Genomic DNA, 17,525 nt, shown 5'->3' with positions numbered 1-17,525 from the left:
TGTTTGATGGATAGCAATTATTGTTTGACCGGATTGATGGTTTGACCATCTTTTAGTTTGGACACCCCTTCGGTGACGATGGTGCTTCCGGCTTCCAAACCGTCCTCCACGACAAACTCGGTATTGGTTTGGGCAACAATGTTCAACGGTACGGTCTTAACGGTGTTGTCATCATTGAGCACAAACACCATTTTGGTTCCTTGCAGGTCAACGGTGGCAAATTGGGGAATCACAAAAACATCCTCATGGGAAGAAGGAACCTTTATGGTCCCGGTACTGCCGGAGCTCAACAATCGGTTCGGATTGTCAAAATCCGCTCTCAGGGTAACGCTTCCCGTTGTGGGGTTGATGATATTGTTTACCATGGCGATTTTCCCTTTTTGCGGGTACGTTTCACCATTGATCATAACCAATTCAACCTCGGGAGCATTTTCCGATGAAGCTGTGGTTCCCTTATCGGCCATCTCACTTTTCATTTGCAGCAACTCTTTTTCTGTCATGGAAAAGTACGCCCGAACACTGCTAATGTCCGATACGACCGTAAGCGGCTGCGCCATGGTGCCACTTACAAGGGCGCCAACTTTAAAAGGGATTTCACCAATGTATCCGTTAACGGGACTTACGATATTGGAGTAGCCAATATTTGCGGCAATACTGCTATAATTGCTCTTTGCCTGCTCCAATTGGGCCTTTGCGGTTTCCAATTGAACTTCGCTTATGATGTTTTTTTCAACCAGCGGTACTAATTTGTCCACTTCCACTTGGGCCACATTAACGGCTGCTTTGGCTGCTTTGGCATCTTGCGACAGGGTTTGTGTTTCCAGTTTGAAAAGGGACTGTCCTTTTTTCACCTGTTGTCCTTCTTCCACATAAATCTGTTGTACAAATCCAGAAACCTTTGGCCAGATCTCTACGTTCTGTACCCCTTGGATGTTGGTGGAATAGGAGTTGTATAGTGTAATATCCTGTTTTTCGAGGGTGCTGACCTCAAGGCTGGGAGCTTGCGGTGCCGTACCTTGTGCCTGCTGGTTTTTTCCGCCACAGGATATGATCATAAGGGCACCAACTAATAATGAGATTGATTTGATTGCTTTCATGTAAAAACTAACGATGTTAGGGTTATTGATGTGTTTATAGGGGTTGGAGTGATTACCCATTTAAAATTGATTCTAATTTTTTGATCGACTTTTTTAGGATTTTTTCATTTTCATTGGCATAGTCCAAATACACTTGGGTCCTGGTTTGGCCCTCTTCATATTTTTGGGGAGCGTATTTCTCGTGATAGTTCAATACCAAGGTGATGATACTTTTTTCCGTCTCTACCCGCTTCAAGTTCTCCTGGAGTTTGGAAAGGAAAAACGTCTTTTTCTTGGCGGTGGTAAAATATCTCCTTCTATCGCCGGACTTTGTAAAGTAAGTTACCAAGTCCATGTTGAGCAATAGGTTCAAAGAAGTGGATATGGAGCTTTTGCTGGCACCAAGCCTTTCAAGGCAGCCTTCGAAAGTCAGCCCATCCTTATCTGTTAATATCAAAATAGTGTAAATACGGGCCGCCAATGGAGGCAAGTTGTGTTCTTGCTCTAGGTGCAGCCCTATGGTTTCAATGATTTCTTCCTTCGTTTTTTCCACAATATGGATTTTGAAGGCGCAAAATTAATATTGGTTCGCAACAAACCGAACCAAACGAACTTAAAATTGTGTTAAAAGAATGTCCGCACGGATAAAATGCTCTTTAAACGTTAGAAAGAATCCCGTCCTTGTCTATCACAGGGATTGTGGTAAGGAGATTTTCCGAAATGGTGTGTTTTGGGAATAGGAACCTTTTTTCAAAGAGTTTGTTTTCGGCAAAAAAGGTGACAAAGAATTCATTGTTGAGCGCAAGTACTTCTTCTTGTAGCAATTCGATTTTTTTAAAGGACCTTGGTCCAAGAGCCCCGATGCCATGGCGCATGGTGGAGGTTTTCTTCTCCCCATCAAATCCTTTGGAAACCACAATGGCCATTTCAATGGCGTCCGTTCTGTTGTTAATGAGGTAGGCATTCCAATCCTTGGATAGAAATTCATCGTTCCACTCATGTACCACGGCAACATGAACATCCTTGGCCACGGGAATTTCAATATCCTTTTTCATAAAAATGATTTATAACGCGCTTTTGAACTGTTCCAAGAAACGCACATCATTTTCGCTGAGTAGGCGAATATCGGAAATTTGGTGAAGCAGCAATGCAATACGGTCTATGCCCATACCAAAGGCAAAACCGGAATATACTTCGGGGTCTATGCCGCAATTCTTCAGTACGTTGGGGTCTACCATGCCGCAGCCCATAATTTCCAGCCAACCGGTACCCTTGGTCATACGGTAATCGGTTTCGGTTTCAAGGCCCCAGTACACATCCACTTCCGCACTAGGCTCCGTAAACGGAAAGTACGATGGGCGCAGTCTAATTTTTGACTTGCCGAACATTTCAGACGTAAAATATTGCAAGGTCTGTTTCAAATCCGCGAAGGATACGTTCTTGTCCACATACAGGCCTTCCACTTGATGGAAAAAGCAATGCGAACGGGCAGAAATGGCCTCGTTTCTATAAACCCTTCCAGGGGAAATGGTTCTAATGGGCGGTTTGTTGGCCTCCATATACCGTACCTGTACCGATGAGGTATGGGTGCGCAACAAAATATCCGGATCTGTTTGAATAAAAAAGGTGTCCTGCATATCCCTGGCCGGATGATATTCGGGAAGGTTCAAAGCTGTAAAGTTGTGCCAATCGTCCTCTATCTCGGGACCTTCGGAAACATTGAAACCAATTCTAGAAAAAATATCGATGATCTGATTCTTTACAATGCTGATGGGATGACGGGCACCGATTTCAACAGGTTCGCCAGGTCGGGTAAGATCGCCATACTTGCCAGCAGCCTCTGTCTGGTTTTCCAACGCCTCCTTAAGCTGGTTGACCTTGTCGGTGGCTACTGTCTTCAATTGGTTCACAACCTTGCCGAATTCCTTTTTCTGCTCGTTCGGCACATTTTTAAATTCAGCAAAGAAACCGTTCAAAAGCCCTTTTTTTCCCAAATATTTGATTCGGAATGCTTCAATTTCTTCAATCGAGGTGGAAGTGAACTTTTCAACTTCTGCAATGTGGTCCTTTATGGTATCAATCATGATGGCTTACGCTATTGGCGGACAAATTTAGCAAATTGTCCTTGAATATATAGGCAATAAGGAAATGTACTGCGATTCCACCCAAAAGATGCCATAACCAATGGGTACCCATAGGGAATAAGTTTTGGTGCAGATCTATGCTCCTAAAGAAAATAGCGACCCCAAAAACAAAAAAAGCTGTTACGACCAAGCCTAAATTTTGTCCCTTGGTCCTTATCAAATACCAAATTAGCGGAACAAGTATGGTTGCCGCGGTTATGACATATCCCAAGGAAATTCGTAACCCCGATGGTATGGGAAGAATGCGCAATAAAAAGGAAGCCCCGAGCAGTACAAGAATCCAAATGAGCCTTTGCCACCAAGAATCCACAAGTTTAAAAATAAAATAAACGACCAGTGCGGCACAAAGCAGCATTATGGGCAACCAATCCAAAACAAGCCAAAACTCATGGCTACGCGTGGCATGGTAAACCGTGCCTCCAATATAGCTGATTCCTATAATGGGAAGAACCCATGCCAAAAACCGATGTTGTTTCGGGCTTTGATATACTTTAATGCCCCAATAAACGATCAAGAGCAAAAAAATCAAATTACTAAAAGTGTTGAAGGGTTCCACGGGAAGCCTTCCCTGTATGGTTTCCAAATAAATGGGTCCTGAATCATTCGGAAATTTTGGTAAGGTCATGTTATTTCGAAATGTGTACGTTGAAAAATACATCAATGGAGGGGGCATTTCCAAATAATCAGGTTCAAAAAATAAAAAGCCGATGGAAACCATCGACTTTCTACATAATAAATACTATTCGGATCTAAAGGAAGGTAACCTTGCCATCCGAGATATCGTACATGGCGCCCACAATGGCAATTTCTCCCTTCTCTTCCATTTCTTTGAGGATAACGCTTTGGTTTCGGATATTTTCCAAAGCCATTTCCACATTTTTCACGGACACTGCATCCACAAAATCCAAGTTCTTCGAATTTCTGAGCGATTCGTCCTTGGGCTCTTTTACTGCATAGACCGCAGGCTCGATTTTATTGATCAAACTGGTTAAATTACCCATTCTAGCATGGTCGCATGCCCCCTTAACGGCACCGCAACTGGTGTGCCCAAGAACTACAATGGCCTTGGTCCCTGCCAACTTACATGCAAATTCCATACTGCCCAAAATATCCTGGTTGATAAAATTACCTGCGATCCTAACGCTAAAAATATCCCCAAGTCCTTGGTCAAAAACCAACTCGGCCGATACTCTGGAATCGATACAACTTAAGATCGTGGCAAAGGGAAATTGGCCATCTTTGGTGTCGTTGACTTGCTCTAAAAGATTTCTGTTAGCTTTTAGATTTTGTTGGAATCTTTCGTTGCCCTCCTTCAAAAACCGAAGGGCTTTTTTTGGCGACATTGTCGCTTGTGTTTCTTTTGTATGTGCTTTCATCGCTATCTTTTATGCTGTTTTTTTAGGTCTAAGATTAAAAAACTCTATGTAACTATCAGGGTTTTCGACTTCACCTCTTTCCGAAATTATTTTAATGTCGATATTCCTGTTTCTGGCCTTGCTCGAAAAATCCTCAAGAATTTCCACGATATCATTATCAAGATAACGGGTTTTTCTAACATCCAAAGTTAGATAAGAATTTTCCGGAATACTGTCCAGTTCCTTTAAAATGGCACCTTTGTTAAAAAAGGTCACTTCTTCCGCCAAGGTCATTTTTATTTTGTGTGATCCGTTGCCCTTGTCCTCGATATGCAAAAAGTGGGAATTTTGGTAGCTCTTTATCAAAACTACAACAATGCCTACGCCAAGTCCCAAGCTTATTCCTACCAATAGGTCGGTAAACACAATGCCCACCACGGTCACCACAAAGGGGACGAACTGTTTCCACCCGGCTTGGTACATGGTCTTGAAAAGGCTCGGTTTGGCAAGCTTGTATCCCACTACAAATAAAATTGCGGCCAATACGGACAATGGAATCATATTTAACAGGGTCGGAATCAATATTACGGAGCCCAAAAGGAAGAAACCGTGTATAATGGCCGAAGCTTTCGTTTTTCCTCCGGATTGTATGTTGGCCGAACTACGAACGATTACCTGGGTAACGGGTAGCCCTCCTATCAATCCGGACAAGGTGTTGCCGACTCCTTGGGCCATTAGTTCCCGGTTGGTGGGCGTGGTTCTTTTCTCAGGGTCCAATTTGTCCGTTGCCTCCACGCACAACAAGGTCTCCAAACTGGCAACCAATGCTATGGTAAAGGCCGTTACCCATACCTCCATGTTGGAAATTGCCGAGAAGTTGGGGAAACTGAAAAAGCCCAAGAACGATTCAAAACCATCGGGTACAGGAACCTTTACCAAATGTTCGGCCGATATGCCCCAAGTGGCATCACCTTGGGTAAGGGTAAAATAAACGATTCCTACCACTACCGCCACAACGGGCCCCTGAACAAGTTCGAATATTTTTGATTTTTTTGTAAGTATGGTACTCCATAGAATAAGGATGGCGAGGCCGATTACGGCGATTAAAGTTGCGCCGGGACTTATATGGTTTATGGAGTTGATGATTTCACTGAAGGTATTTTCACCGTCCACCTGAAAAAAGGCCCAATCGCCTTCCGGGTCTGCGTCGTACCCAAAAAAGTGGGGGATTTGTTTTAGAATGATGATGATACCGATACCGGTAAGCATTCCCTTGATCACGGACGATGGAAAGTAATAGGCAATGATCCCTGCTTTTAAAAAGCCGAATATCAGCTGGATGATACCTCCCAACACAACGGCGACCAGAAAGTTTTGATAACCTCCGAGCGTGCCAATGGCGGTGAGCACAATAGCCGCGAGTCCAGCGGCGGGGCCACTGACCCCGATTTGGGATCCACTGAGCGCCCCTACGACGATTCCGCCGACAATACCTGCGATCAGTCCCGAAAATAAAGGTGCGCCACTGGCCAATGCAATACCCAAACATAGGGGCAGTGCCACAAAAAAGACCACAATACTGGCAGGTAAATCGTTTTTAATATGCTTGAACATGATGATGTATAGATTAATCTCCTATATGTTATTTTGGATTTTCATAGAAGAAGGTTAAAAATTGATTTTGAATAAAATTTGAGCGCTAAACCAATTTTCTGGGGGGAGGATCTAAAATTTCCACGGTATAATCTGAAACGGAAAAGAAATATCCAATAAAACGTATGTTATGTTCTTGTGATATGTACTGATGGTTCGATTCGAACACATACTTGTTGAAGGTGTCCTCTTCATCAAACTTTTTGATGGTAATGACTTTGCTGCTTTTTTCCTCTTCCGCCGAACCAATGACCATTGTTTTGCCCAATTCTTTGTCCAACAAGGGAATAATGGGCGATGCTGATATGGAAAGTATCAGCAACAATGCTATAATAGGATATAGGAATGTCTTCACGAACGGCATCAATTTGAACTAAAATAAGGAATTCTGAGTAAGAAGAGGCTCTTTTTGTCTAAAAGTCCTTGATTTTCTTTATGCTCTCCGCTTTGAGCCAACCTGTTTGCCCATCTGCGATCCGTATTCTTTTCCAACCATCGAGCTCGTCCAACACATTTACCTTGGTGCCTTCATGAATGGTGAAAATTGTACTGCTGTTGGCGTTCGGCTCTGAATTTACATTTACTTCTTGGTCAAAGATAATGGCCGGGTCGTCGTTCGTGTTCTGTTGATGGTTGAGGTAGGCAAATAGAACACAGACCAAACAGAAGGTGAGGGATAGTATACTGGAAATAAAAGCGGCTCTTTTTTGATTGGCAGGTCTTAAAAAATAGTAGGCCATATATGCCAGTACGAACAAAAATACGAGAGCAATGGACAAGTAAGCCCATTGGTCCGATGTGAACATCCCAACAACCGAACTATATATTCTTGAAATCTCTGTTTTGGGCATTTCTTCAATGGCATCCAGTCTCATATTTTGGGCAAATGCCAGATTGTTCTGAATCTCCCCGTTGCCGGGGTCTAGGATTAGGGCTTTTTCGTAATAATAGATACTTGGCCCAATGGCATTGAGCTTGTAGTAACAATTGCCCAAATTAAAATAGAGCGATGCAGAGTGTTCGCCATTTTCCAGGATTTTTTTATAATTCTCTATGGCAGCCGAGTATTCGCCATCGTTGTAAAGTTCGGTCGCCTTATTGAACAAAGCCTCGTTTTGGGCAAACCCAAAAACAAAGGAAAGGAGACATACCAAAAAAGCTATCTTCTTCATGATCATAGTTGTTTGTCCAAATTAGAGATTACCTCGCTGGCTTTTTCATAATCCTTTTGCATCTGAACGTTGGAAAACGGGCTGTATCGTGCCATTTCACAACTGGTCAATAAACTTATAAATCCTTGGATGTCCGAATTGTTCACATTTTTTTCAGAAAGGATTCCCGTAATCTTATCCTTGCTAAACTCGGATGTCTCAATATGCAACTTGGCCTTCAGGTAGTTGTGCAATCCTTTTTCCAGGGCCACGTAAAAAGCCTCTTTGTTCCCAAGTTCCTTTTTGGCGGTGGAAAGATATTTTCTGGCCAATCTGTTGGCTTTTTTGATTTTATTGCCCTCCACGTCACTGGCAATGGCCTCTCTCTTTTTGAATGTGAAAATGGCTATGGGAATCAATAACAATGGAGCAAGCAAAAGAATAAAGAACAGGGTGGAACCAAAGAATCGTTCGGCCCCGATGGCACTCAGATTCGGGGTTATATTTATAAAGTGGAATTGATCGCCTGTGGGGACAACCATTTGTTTGTTGGACGTTGGTCCGGTTACAGTTCCTGAACTGTTTGTAGGCCCTTCTAGCACCTCAATATTTATTTCTTCGGAACGTATGGTTTTGTAGGTACCGGTATCCGGATCAAAAAAGCTGAAAGATATACTTGGAATCGGGTATTTGCCCCTAAAAGAGGGCACAATGGTGTAGTTGTTGGATACTTTGCCTTCCATGCCCGAGCTATAGGTGTTGATGGATTCCTCGTATTCGGGATCATACACCTCCAAGGAACTGGGCAGTTCGGGTTCGGGAAGCTGGAAGAGTTTTAAGTTCCCTTTTCCCGATACCTCAACTTTGGCCTGAAGCGATTCGGAAGCATTCAATTGGGTCTTGCTCGTGGTCACGGAGAAATCAAAATCCCCAACGGCACCGCTAAAATTGGCCGGTTTTCCCGTCTCTGGCAAAGGTTTTACATTGATGGTACGTTTTCCCGCAGAAACCGTTTTGCTGGTCGAGGTATAAATCCTTCCGCCAAAAAAGTCCCGTCGGTTGGTGGGTACATCAACAAAAACCTCCAAGGAAAGTGGTTCAATGTCCAACTGCCCCGATTTTTGGGGATATAGTACGACTCTTTTTAATACCACGTACCGATATGGTTTGCCTTGGTAGGTTCCATTTTGTGCCGTATGCTTGGTCACTGGAATATCCTGGCTCCAAAAATTGTTATAAGTTGGGTTGTCCAATGGGCGATAATTCGTAACGCTGACATTCGGACTGACATAAAGTTTATAGATTACGGTTACGGCTTCGTTCAAATATGGATTTCCTTTGGAAACCTCTGCGACCAAATGAAGATTTTCATCAGCCACATCGTCCACTGTTTTTTGTGAATTCGGTTTATCAACGGCTGCTGTCACCTCAACTTTTTGCGGTGTTGTTTTGTATGTTTGCCCATCTATCTCGATGGTAGCTTGGTTTATGGTAAAACTTCCCCTTGCGGTTGGCACCAAAATATAGGTATAGGTTTTCGAAAAGCTCCGTTTGCCGTTGATCCACGAGGAACTAATGGATTGTGAGGGCCCCATGACCACTTTAAAATTTTCGAACTGAGGCGGTTTAAAATTGTCGCCGTCCTTGTTCATGGTAAAATCTACCCGTAGTCGCTCGTTGATTCCCAATTCCTCTTTGCTCAGGTTCATGGTGAACTCTACGCCTTCGGTTTCTTCTTGGGCATATGAGCACAGCCCCGATAGGAGGAGCGTCCCTAAAAAAAGCAATATGTTGCCCTTCAACAATTTCATTACCAGTCCTTCTCGTTTTTAACTTTCTTGCCGCGAACTTTTCGGGCCTCCATTTTTTCCTGAACTTTTTTCTCCTCGTTCTGCATGGCCTCTAGCAAATTCTGGATTTGCTGTTCCGATAATTGATTGGGTCTGGGCTGCTGCTTTTTATCATTGGGCTGATTGCCTTCGTTGGGCTTTTTCTCCTGCTCTTTTTTCTTGTCGCCATCGCCTTCTTGGTTTTCCTTGGGCTTATCTTCCCCATTATCGCCCTGATCGCCCTTATCCTTGTTTTCGTCTTCTTTTTGTTCGCCTTCGTCCTTCTTCTCGTTATCGCCGCCTTCGTTGTTCTGATCTTGGTTTTTGTCCTTGTCCTCGTTTTCCTGGTCTTTTTTATCCTGATCGTCTTGGTTTTGGTCGTTCTTTTGCTCGTCCTGTTGTTTTTCGAGCATCTTTTTTGCCAAGGCAAGATTGTATCGGGTCTCGTCGTCGTTGGGGTTTTTTCGCAAAGCTTGTTTATAGGCCTCAACAGCTTGTTTGTAGTCTTTCTGCTTCATGAACACATTGCCCATATTATGGAAGGCTTTGTGCTTTTCTCCTTTGTCATCCGCTGCATCACTGGCTTCCTTGAATCTGCCAAAGGCTTCGCCAAAACTTTCCCTGTTGTAATAGGCATTACCTAAATTAAATCTTGCAGCTGCATTTTTATTGCTCTTGGATATGGCCCGTCTGTAATCGGCCTCTGCCGAAACAAAGTCGTTGGATGTCAGTTCCTCGTTGGCCTCATAGGTAATGTTTGTGGAGGCTTTCAGTGCTTTCTCCGCTTCTTTGTTCGCTTTTTCCGTAATGTCATCCTGTGCGTGGACCGCTCCTAAACCTAGCAATAGTCCAAACATCAACTTAATCTTGCTCATCATCGTGCTCATTAAAAAGATTCAGTTTTTTTAACCATTGTGTTTTTCTGTCCAAAACGAAAATGTCCAAAAATAGGAGTAAAAAGCCTGCGGCCAGAAACCATTGAAATTGGTCTTTGTACTCCGCGAATTGCTTGGCTTCAAATTCCGTTTTGTCCATTCGGTTCAGTTCTTCCTTGATGTATTCCACGGCATTTTCCGTGTTGGAACCATCAATATATTCGCCATTGCCCCTGTCGGCAATCTCTGTCAATACGTTTTCGTTCAGCTTCGTGATCACCACCTCACCTTGATTGTCCTTCTTCAAGCTCTCCACGATTCCGTTCCGTTTGATGGGAATGGGAGATCCCTTGGCACTGCCTACCCCAATGGTATACACACGGATACCGTTTTGCGTAGCTTTTTCAACGGCGTTTATGGTTGAGCTTTCGGAGTGGTCTTCCCCGTCGGAAACAATGAAAAGGACCCTATTGGTTTGCTGCGTATCATCATAATAGGTGCTGGCCAAATCTATGGCAGCATTGATGGCGGTTCCTTGTGACGAGAGCATATCGGTGTTCATGCTCTGCAAGAACATTTTTGCCGCGCCGTAGTCCGTGGTAATGGGCAATTGTGGATAGGCCTGCCCTGCGTAGGCGATAATGCCGATTCGGTCACTGGCCAATTGGTTGATGATCTCCGAAACAATACGTTTTGATTTTTCCAATCGGTTGGGGGCAATGTCCTCTGCCAACATACTTTTGGAAACATCAAGGGCGAATACGATATCGACACCTTCGCGTTTTACGGTTTCCAGTTTGGTCCCGATTTTAGGATTGACCAACCCCAAGACCAAAAATGCCAGACCTCCCAACAAAAAAACCAATTTAAGGGTGGACTTGAAGTTCGATTTATCGGGCGCCAAACGTTTCAACAGTCTGGTGTCTGCAAAACGCTTTTGTGTTTTCTTCTTCCAGATCTGAAGAAAAAAGAACGCCAGGGCCATAACCGGGATTATGGCCAAGAGGTAGAAATATATTTTTTCGTCAAACTGAATCATTCGCTAAATAAAACTTTTAAAGATGGAGTTTCGCAATCCCCATTCCAACAGCAATAAAATTCCGGCCAGGAAAATCAATGGCCTGAATTTTTCCTCGTACTTGTAGTATTTGAATTCTTCTATTTCGGTTTTTTCCAACTTGTTGATCTCATCATAAATGGCTTCCAAAGACTCATTGTCGGTGGCGCGGAAATATTTTCCTCCAGTTACATTGGCAATCTCTTCCAGCAATTCTTCGTCAATCTCCACTTGTCGCATTCCGTACCTGTAAGACCCATCTCTATTGTAAGCGATGGGAGACAGGGCATTACCGTTGGTGCCTATGCCGATAGTGTAGGTTTTGATTCCAAACTCCACGGCGAGGTCAGCAGCGGTTCTAGGTTCAATAAAGCCAGAATTATTGACACCGTCCGTTAAAAGAATGATAACTTTACTGATGGCCTTGCTTTCTTTTAATCGGTTTACCGAGGTGGCCAGCCCCATGCCTATGGCCGTACCATCTTCCAAAACACCATAGGTAATTTCCTCCAACGAGTTCAATACAATGGCTTTATCACTGGTGATTGGGGTTTTGGTATAGCTTTCGGCCGCATAGCTTACCAATCCGATGCGGTCGTTGGGGCGACCTTCGATAAAGTCGGCGGCTACTTCTTTGAGGGCGGTCAATCTATCCGGTTTAAGGTCACGTGCCAACATACTGGACGATACATCAATGGCCATTACGATATCGATGCCCTTCGTGGTTTTTGTCCGTGTTGAAATATCCTCGGTTTGAGGACGCGCCAAGGCCGTGATGATAGCCGCCAAGGCCAACAAGCGTATCCCTAACAGCACGGGTTTTAGTTTTGATGCCCAACTCTTGACCGTAAATCCTTTGATGCTGGAAATACGTAGGGATGCCATTTCATTTTTTCGTTTGAAAAAATACCATAGCAAAGCCAGTGGCAGCGATAGGAGCAGCCAGAAAAATTCAGGATTTGCAAATTCTATGTTCTCAAACATTTACGCTTGTGTTTTTACATCCAGACTTCCTAAAATTCGGTCCACGATCTGTTCTGCATATTCATCATCTTCTTCCCAAGTGATCACCACTTGTTGGATAAACCCTTTACCGCCAAAGGTGACAATATTGTACTTGGCCCTTTTGGAGTCGCCATTGGGTCGTTCCAAGGTGCCGGTGCCATAGGTTTTCATTCCTTTTACTCCCGACTGGGTGACGAACTCTTCTTGTTTGGTGATGATGTTTTTAAGGCCCAATTGCTCAAAATTGGTCAAGGTGGAACCGATGACCGCTTCAAATTGAGGCTCTTCTTTTTGTTCTTTAAAGGTGATGGAACTCGTGCTCACCGAAAATATCCCTACATAACTTCCATAGGAAAAAGCCTGAAGCTCTTTAATGAGCTCTTCTGTTTCTTTGGGCAACTCTGGCTCTTGGCGTACCAAAACCTCTGGGGTTTCTATATGAATGGGAGGAAAACCGTAGGAACTGGCCACCCATTCGCCTTCCAAAAGATCTTTGGTGGGATATCCGAACACGGTATCGCTTACCTTTTTTGTTCCGAAATAAATGGCTGACCCGATGCCGCCCAAAACAATGATTCCAGCAAAAATGGCTGCGGCCCAGTAGATTCTTTTGCGTTGTTTTTTTCTGGCGAGTTCTTCCAAATATTCCTGATCTAACAACAAATCTTCTTCGGTAGGCTCCGGAAGTCCTTGGTGGGTTTTGGTCACGATTTCCTCTACCAATTTTCTATCCTGTTCTGCAACGGATGATGCAGGTTTGTTCTTGGCGAATTTGACCAAATCTGCCGTTTGTAATATTTTTTGAAATTGTTGGATGGTCTCATCTTCCAATTTAAGTTCCCCGGCATCGCGTAACATTTCCAATTTGGTAATGAGCTCCGAGGTAGTGCTTTCCATGGCTGTTACGTGCACATCTTCTTCCAAATAGGACCGGACAATGTCGGTAAGCTCGGAATAGTACTGTTTGTACTCATCCTGAATGAGATACCTTGAATTCTCCAGTTTTTTCAGCTCCATCAACGCTCGGTCATAGGGAGGGAGCAAGGCGACTTTTTCTTCCTCGGTCAATGGTTTTTTGCGCAAAAAGAACCAGTAGACCAATCCGCCGACCACAATCAGCCCTAAAAGAATCCAAAGTGCGGTAAGCCACATATCGGCATTGCTCCGCTCTACCTCAATCAAAGGTTTGATGTCGTACATCTTTTGTTTGGTGGTATCCACGACCACGTCGGCCACCTTTACTTGGAAGGAATCCGTGAAAAAGGGTTGTTCGTTGATGGCAATTCGTTGTGGAGGAATAGTGTATGCCCCACTATCAAACTGTGTCAGCGAATATATTTTTTGAAGGATGACCTTTTCATCATTTTTTATGGTATCGGCCATAATCGCCTCAACGGTTTCCAATGGGGAAAAGGTTTGGCCCTCGGGAAAGAAAACAACATCGGTGGAATCCGTTTCAACCGTAATTTTGTATTGAATCTGCTCGCCAATTTTGATGGACAGGGTATCCACTACGGCATCCACTTTGGGCTCTGTTTGCGAAAAACCGATCGTGGGCAAAAGCATCAGAAACAATAAAGTGACCAAGATGAATTTGGCCTCGTTTAAGTTTCTAATTGTATGTAGATTGTCCATTCGCATTATCCTCTTCGTTTAAAATAGCCCAATAGCTTTTTTACATAACTTTCGTCCGCCCGACAATTGATTACACCACACCCCGACTTGTTGAAGGAGTTGGAGAAATACGCTACTTTGTCCTTGTAATGTTGTCCGTAAGCTGAACGTACTTGTTTGGATTGGGTATTCACCAATTGAATCTCGCCCGTTTCGGCATCCTGCATTTGCACCATTCCCAAGTTTGGGATGGTTTCTTCGCGCTCATCATACACCCGTATGCCGGTTACGTCGTGTTTGTTGCCCACGATGCGAAGGGTGTTGTCGTAATCGTCCGCGATAAAATCAGAAAGCACAAAAACAATGGCTTTTTTCTTCATCACGTTCGTCAGAAATTTTAGTGCTTCCGCAAGATTGGTTTCACTACTTTTTGGCTGGAACTCCAGCAATTCCCGAATGATTCTGAGTACGTGGCTTTTTCCTTTCTTGGGCGGAATAAAGAGTTCCACTTCATCGGAAAACAAAATCACACCGACCTTATCGTTGTTTTGAAGCGCGGAAAAAGCAAGCGTAGCAGAGATTTCAGTGACAATTTCCTTTTTAAATTGGTTTGATGTACCAAAAAGTTCTGACCCACTTACGTCCACCATCAACATCATGGTAAGTTCGCGCTCTTCCTCAAAAACCTTTACGTAGGGTTCGTTGTAGCGTGCGGTAACGTTCCAGTCAATGCTTCGCACATCATCGCCAAATTGATACTGGCGCACTTCGCTGAACGTCATCCCCCTACCTTTGAACGTAGAGTGGTATTCCCCACCAAAAATATGGTCGGAAAGACGCCGGGTCTTGATTTCAATTTTGCGTACTTTTTTTAGTAGTTCCTTTGTATCCATTTGGTTCAAAAAAAATAGGTTTTCGGGTTGGTTAAAGTATTGCTACTTAGTCCGATAAACATTGAACCGCTAAGGCACTTCTACCTCGTTTACAATCTTGTTGATGATTTCTTCGGAAGTAATATTTTCTGCCTCGGCCTCGTAAGTGATTCCAATTCTGTGACGCAGTACATCGTGCACCACGGCCCTGACATCTTCGGGGACCACATAACCTCTTCGTTTGATGAACGCATAACACTTGGACGCATTGGCCAAGTTGATGCTACCCCTTGGAGAGGCGCCAAAACTAATGAGTGGCTTCAAGCTTTCCAAGTTGTATTTTTCGGGGTATCGCGTAGCGAAGATGAGGTCGAGTATGTATTTTTCGATTTTTTCGTCCATGTAAACTTCACGAACGGTTTCTTGGGCCCTTAGAATTTGCTCCAAGGAAACCACGGGGTTAACGGCTTCAGTCGCGCCTTTTAGGTTTTGACGTATAATCAACTGCTCCTCGTTAAGTTTTGGATAGTCTATTACCGTTTTCAGCATAAAACGGTCCACCTGTGCTTCGGGAAGTGGATAAGTTCCTTCTTGTTCCACAGGGTTTTGGGTGGCCATTACCAAAAACGGTTTGTCCAAAATAAAGGTCTCGTCACCAATGGTCACCTGCTTTTCCTGCATGGCCTCCAAAAGGGCGGACTGTACTTTGGCAGGGGCCCTGTTGATCTCGTCTGCCAATACAAAGTTGGCAAAGATGGGTCCTTTTTTTATGGAGAAATCGTTCTCTTTGATATTGTAGATAAGGGTTCCCACCACATCGGCGGGCAAAAGGTCCGGGGTAAACTGTATTCTGCTAAAGCTTCCTTTTACGGCTTTTGCCAATGTATTGATGGCCAGCGTTTTTGCCAATCCGGGAACACCTTCGAGCAGAATGTGGCCTTTGCCCAAAAGACCTATCAATAGACGTTCCACCATGTGGGTCTGCCCTACTATAGCTTTGTTCATTTCAACCTTTAAAAGGTCAATAAAAGCGCTTTCTTGGGCAATTTTCTCATTCACAGCACTAATATCAATAGTAGTGTTTTCTTCCATTGTAAACTTTTATTGTTTGGTGTTAAGGTCGGGGTTTTTACTAAGGTGTGCAAAATGAAAATTTATTTAAAACCTGCCTGTTAATTAATGGTTAAAAAAAACGCTAAACCCCTAGTTTTATGAAGGATTTAAGGGTTTAATTTTATACTTTCAGCACATATGGAACAGACAACGAAATTTTCCCGCATTATATCGGGAGCAATGACCTGGGGAAGTTGGGGGAAAAAACTTTCCAACAAAGAAATGATCGAATTGATGCACCATAGCATTGAATGCGGCCTTACCACTTTTGACCATGCCGACATATACGGGAGCTATTCCACGGAGGGCGATTTTGGAGCTGCATTCGGCGATAGTGGAATCAAAAGAGAGGATATCCAATTGATCACTAAATGTGGCATTCAATTGACCCGGGGCAGGGACAATAAAATCAATCATTACCAATACGATAAGGATTATATTATCTGGTCGGCAGAAGAGTCGCTGAAAAAGTTGAAAACAGATTATCTGGATTTCTTTTTGATGCACCGACCAAGCCCGCTGATGCATCCCGATGAAATAGCGGAAGCCGCACAACATTTGCTAAAAAGTGGAAAAATAAGACAATTTGGAGTGTCAAATTTTACGACCTCCCAAGTGTCGATGTTGGAGAATGCCATCCCCGTTGAAGGGAATCAGGTGGAATTTTCCCTAACGCACCACGACCCCATGTACGATGGTACTTTTGATGATTGTATCGCCAACAAAAGAATGGCAATGGCCTGGAGCCCGTTGGGTAGCTTTTTCAGGGAAACCGATGAACAGGTGGAACGAATAAAAGAAGCGATGGGCCCACTTATAAACAAGTACAATGCTGACGAAAACCAGCTGCTTTTGGCATGGATATTAAAACACCCTGCCAATGTTCACCCGGTGATAGGCACTACAAACAAAAAAAGAATGCAATTGGCCGCCGAGGCCATAAATATAGAATTGGAACTTCAGGATTGGTTTGCGCTTTTGGTAGCGAGCCAAGGACATGATGTTCCGTAGAAAACTTTTACAATGTCCAAAACAGCATTAATAACAGGAGCAACAAGTGGAATAGGAAAAGCAACCGCTGAACTTTTTGCAAAGCAAGGCTTTAATCTGATTCTTTGCGGGCGTAGACAGGAGCGTTTGGAGCAACTTCAAAATGAACTTGGCCGAGACACGGCTATTTTCATCCTTAATTTTGATGTGAGAAACCGAGAAGCTGTGTTCGCTGCGATTGAAGATTTGCCCAAGGGTTTTTCAAATATTGACATATTGGTCAACAACGCGGGGAATGCGCACGGCTTGGACCCGATTGACAAGGGCAACCCAGATGATTGGGATGCGATGTTGGACATTAACGTAAAGGGATTGCTGTACATGTCCAAGGCCATCATCCCAAAAATGGTGGAACGGAAATCAGGGCATATCATCAATATTGGCTCCACCGCGGGCAAGGAAGTTTACCCCAACGGAAATGTGTATTGTGCCAGCAAGCATGCAGTGGATGCCATCAACCAAGGGATGCGGATAGATTTAAATGCCCATGGCATTCGCGTAGGTGCCGTAAACCCGGGCTTGGTGGAAACAGAATTTAGCGACGTTCGCTTTAAGGGGGATTCCGAAAGGGCATCTAACGTGTACAAAGGATTTCAACCCTTAAAAGCTGAGGACATAGCGGATATTATCCTGTTTGTGGTAACCCGACCCTATCATGTAAACATTGCCGACCTTGTGGTAATGCCCACGGCACAGGCCAGTAGCACTATTGTTAATAAAAACAATTAAGT

18 protein-coding genes are annotated in these 17,525 nt (G+C 43.8%); 2 read left to right on the top strand and 16 right to left on the bottom strand.

The window, feature by feature from the left end; translation table 11 throughout:
* Window positions 1–17: 17 nt before the first annotated feature.
* The 16 genes from GVT53_RS16280 to GVT53_RS16205 all read right to left on the bottom strand — a co-directional run bounded on the left by GVT53_RS16280 (window position 18) and on the right by GVT53_RS16205 (window position 15,723).
* Entirely contained in the window at window positions 18–1,097 is a 1,080-nt protein-coding gene (locus GVT53_RS16280) for an efflux RND transporter periplasmic adaptor subunit (RefSeq protein ID WP_240905060.1), read from the bottom strand.
* A 52-nt stretch (window positions 1,098–1,149) separates the two neighbouring features.
* Entirely contained in the window at window positions 1,150–1,629 is a 480-nt protein-coding gene (locus GVT53_RS16275; RefSeq protein WP_166249545.1) for a GbsR/MarR family transcriptional regulator, read from the bottom strand.
* A 103-nt stretch (window positions 1,630–1,732) separates the two neighbouring features.
* The gene (locus tag GVT53_RS16270) at window positions 1,733–2,131 is read right to left on the bottom strand and encodes a hypothetical protein (protein ID WP_166249544.1); all 399 of its coding nucleotides are present in this window, start codon (window positions 2,129–2,131) and stop codon (window positions 1,733–1,735) included.
* A gap of 9 nt (window positions 2,132–2,140) precedes the next feature.
* Window positions 2,141–3,160: a phenylalanine--tRNA ligase subunit alpha gene (gene pheS, locus GVT53_RS16265; RefSeq protein ID WP_166249543.1), complete on the bottom strand. Its 1,020-nt coding sequence runs from the start codon at window positions 3,158–3,160 to the stop codon at window positions 2,141–2,143.
* Window positions 3,153–3,845 carry a ceramidase gene (locus tag GVT53_RS16260; protein WP_166249542.1) on the bottom strand — a complete coding sequence of 231 codons (693 nt, stop codon included), beginning with the start codon at window positions 3,843–3,845 and terminating at the stop codon, window positions 3,153–3,155. Before GVT53_RS16260 ends, pheS begins: the two co-directional genes overlap by 8 nt.
* A gap of 124 nt (window positions 3,846–3,969) precedes the next feature.
* Window positions 3,970–4,596: a carbonic anhydrase family protein gene (locus GVT53_RS16255; protein WP_166249541.1), complete on the bottom strand. Its 627-nt coding sequence runs from the start codon at window positions 4,594–4,596 to the stop codon at window positions 3,970–3,972.
* A gap of 9 nt (window positions 4,597–4,605) precedes the next feature.
* Window positions 4,606–6,189: a SulP family inorganic anion transporter gene (locus tag GVT53_RS16250; RefSeq protein WP_166249540.1), complete on the bottom strand. Its 1,584-nt coding sequence runs from the start codon at window positions 6,187–6,189 to the stop codon at window positions 4,606–4,608.
* Between the two features lie 85 nt (window positions 6,190–6,274).
* Window positions 6,275–6,583 (bottom strand): hypothetical protein, encoded by a 309-nt coding sequence (locus GVT53_RS16245; protein ID WP_166249539.1) that lies wholly within the window; start codon window positions 6,581–6,583, stop codon window positions 6,275–6,277.
* Window positions 6,584–6,641: 58 nt separating this feature from the next.
* Complete coding sequence (locus GVT53_RS16240; protein WP_166249538.1) at window positions 6,642–7,400, bottom strand: SH3 domain-containing protein; 759 nt, start codon at window positions 7,398–7,400, stop codon at window positions 6,642–6,644.
* 2 nt (window positions 7,401–7,402) lie between these two features.
* On the bottom strand, window positions 7,403–9,190 hold the full coding sequence (locus tag GVT53_RS16235; protein ID WP_166249537.1) for a BatD family protein: 1,788 nt from the start codon (window positions 9,188–9,190) through the stop codon (window positions 7,403–7,405).
* The gene (locus GVT53_RS16230) at window positions 9,190–10,083 is read right to left on the bottom strand and encodes a tetratricopeptide repeat protein (RefSeq protein ID WP_166250518.1); all 894 of its coding nucleotides are present in this window, start codon (window positions 10,081–10,083) and stop codon (window positions 9,190–9,192) included. The genes GVT53_RS16235 and GVT53_RS16230 overlap by 1 nt, the downstream gene beginning before the upstream one ends.
* Window positions 10,070–11,122: a VWA domain-containing protein gene (locus GVT53_RS16225; RefSeq protein ID WP_166249536.1), complete on the bottom strand. Its 1,053-nt coding sequence runs from the start codon at window positions 11,120–11,122 to the stop codon at window positions 10,070–10,072. Before GVT53_RS16225 ends, GVT53_RS16230 begins: the two co-directional genes overlap by 14 nt.
* A 3-nt stretch (window positions 11,123–11,125) precedes the next feature.
* Window positions 11,126–12,124, bottom strand: a complete 999-nt coding sequence (locus GVT53_RS16220; protein ID WP_166249535.1) for a vWA domain-containing protein — start codon at window positions 12,122–12,124, stop codon at window positions 11,126–11,128.
* Complete coding sequence (locus GVT53_RS16215) at window positions 12,125–13,786, bottom strand: BatD family protein (protein WP_166249534.1); 1,662 nt, start codon at window positions 13,784–13,786, stop codon at window positions 12,125–12,127. It abuts the gene before it with no gap.
* Window positions 13,786–14,652: a DUF58 domain-containing protein gene (locus tag GVT53_RS16210; protein ID WP_166249533.1), complete on the bottom strand. Its 867-nt coding sequence runs from the start codon at window positions 14,650–14,652 to the stop codon at window positions 13,786–13,788. The genes GVT53_RS16215 and GVT53_RS16210 overlap by 1 nt, the downstream gene beginning before the upstream one ends.
* Window positions 14,653–14,721: 69 nt before the next feature.
* Window positions 14,722–15,723, bottom strand: coding sequence for an AAA family ATPase (locus GVT53_RS16205; protein WP_166249532.1), 1,002 nt, complete (start codon window positions 15,721–15,723; stop codon window positions 14,722–14,724).
* A 159-nt stretch (window positions 15,724–15,882) separates the two neighbouring features.
* Here GVT53_RS16205 and GVT53_RS16200 point away from each other — a divergent pair, with 159 nt between their 5' ends.
* Together GVT53_RS16200 and GVT53_RS16195 are read left to right on the top strand one after the other, a co-directional pair.
* Window positions 15,883–16,755, top strand: coding sequence for an aldo/keto reductase (locus GVT53_RS16200; protein WP_166249531.1), 873 nt, complete (start codon window positions 15,883–15,885; stop codon window positions 16,753–16,755).
* A 12-nt stretch (window positions 16,756–16,767) separates the two neighbouring features.
* Window positions 16,768–17,523, top strand: coding sequence for an SDR family NAD(P)-dependent oxidoreductase (locus GVT53_RS16195; RefSeq protein ID WP_166249530.1), 756 nt, complete (start codon window positions 16,768–16,770; stop codon window positions 17,521–17,523).
* Window positions 17,524–17,525 lie beyond the last annotated feature (2 nt).

Origin of the sequence: Flagellimonas oceani (genome assembly GCF_011068285.1) — a bacterium.
GTDB classification, from domain to species: Bacteria; Bacteroidota; Bacteroidia; order Flavobacteriales; family Flavobacteriaceae; genus Flagellimonas; species Flagellimonas oceani.
This window is presented reverse-complemented; position numbering and strand designations above follow the sequence as displayed.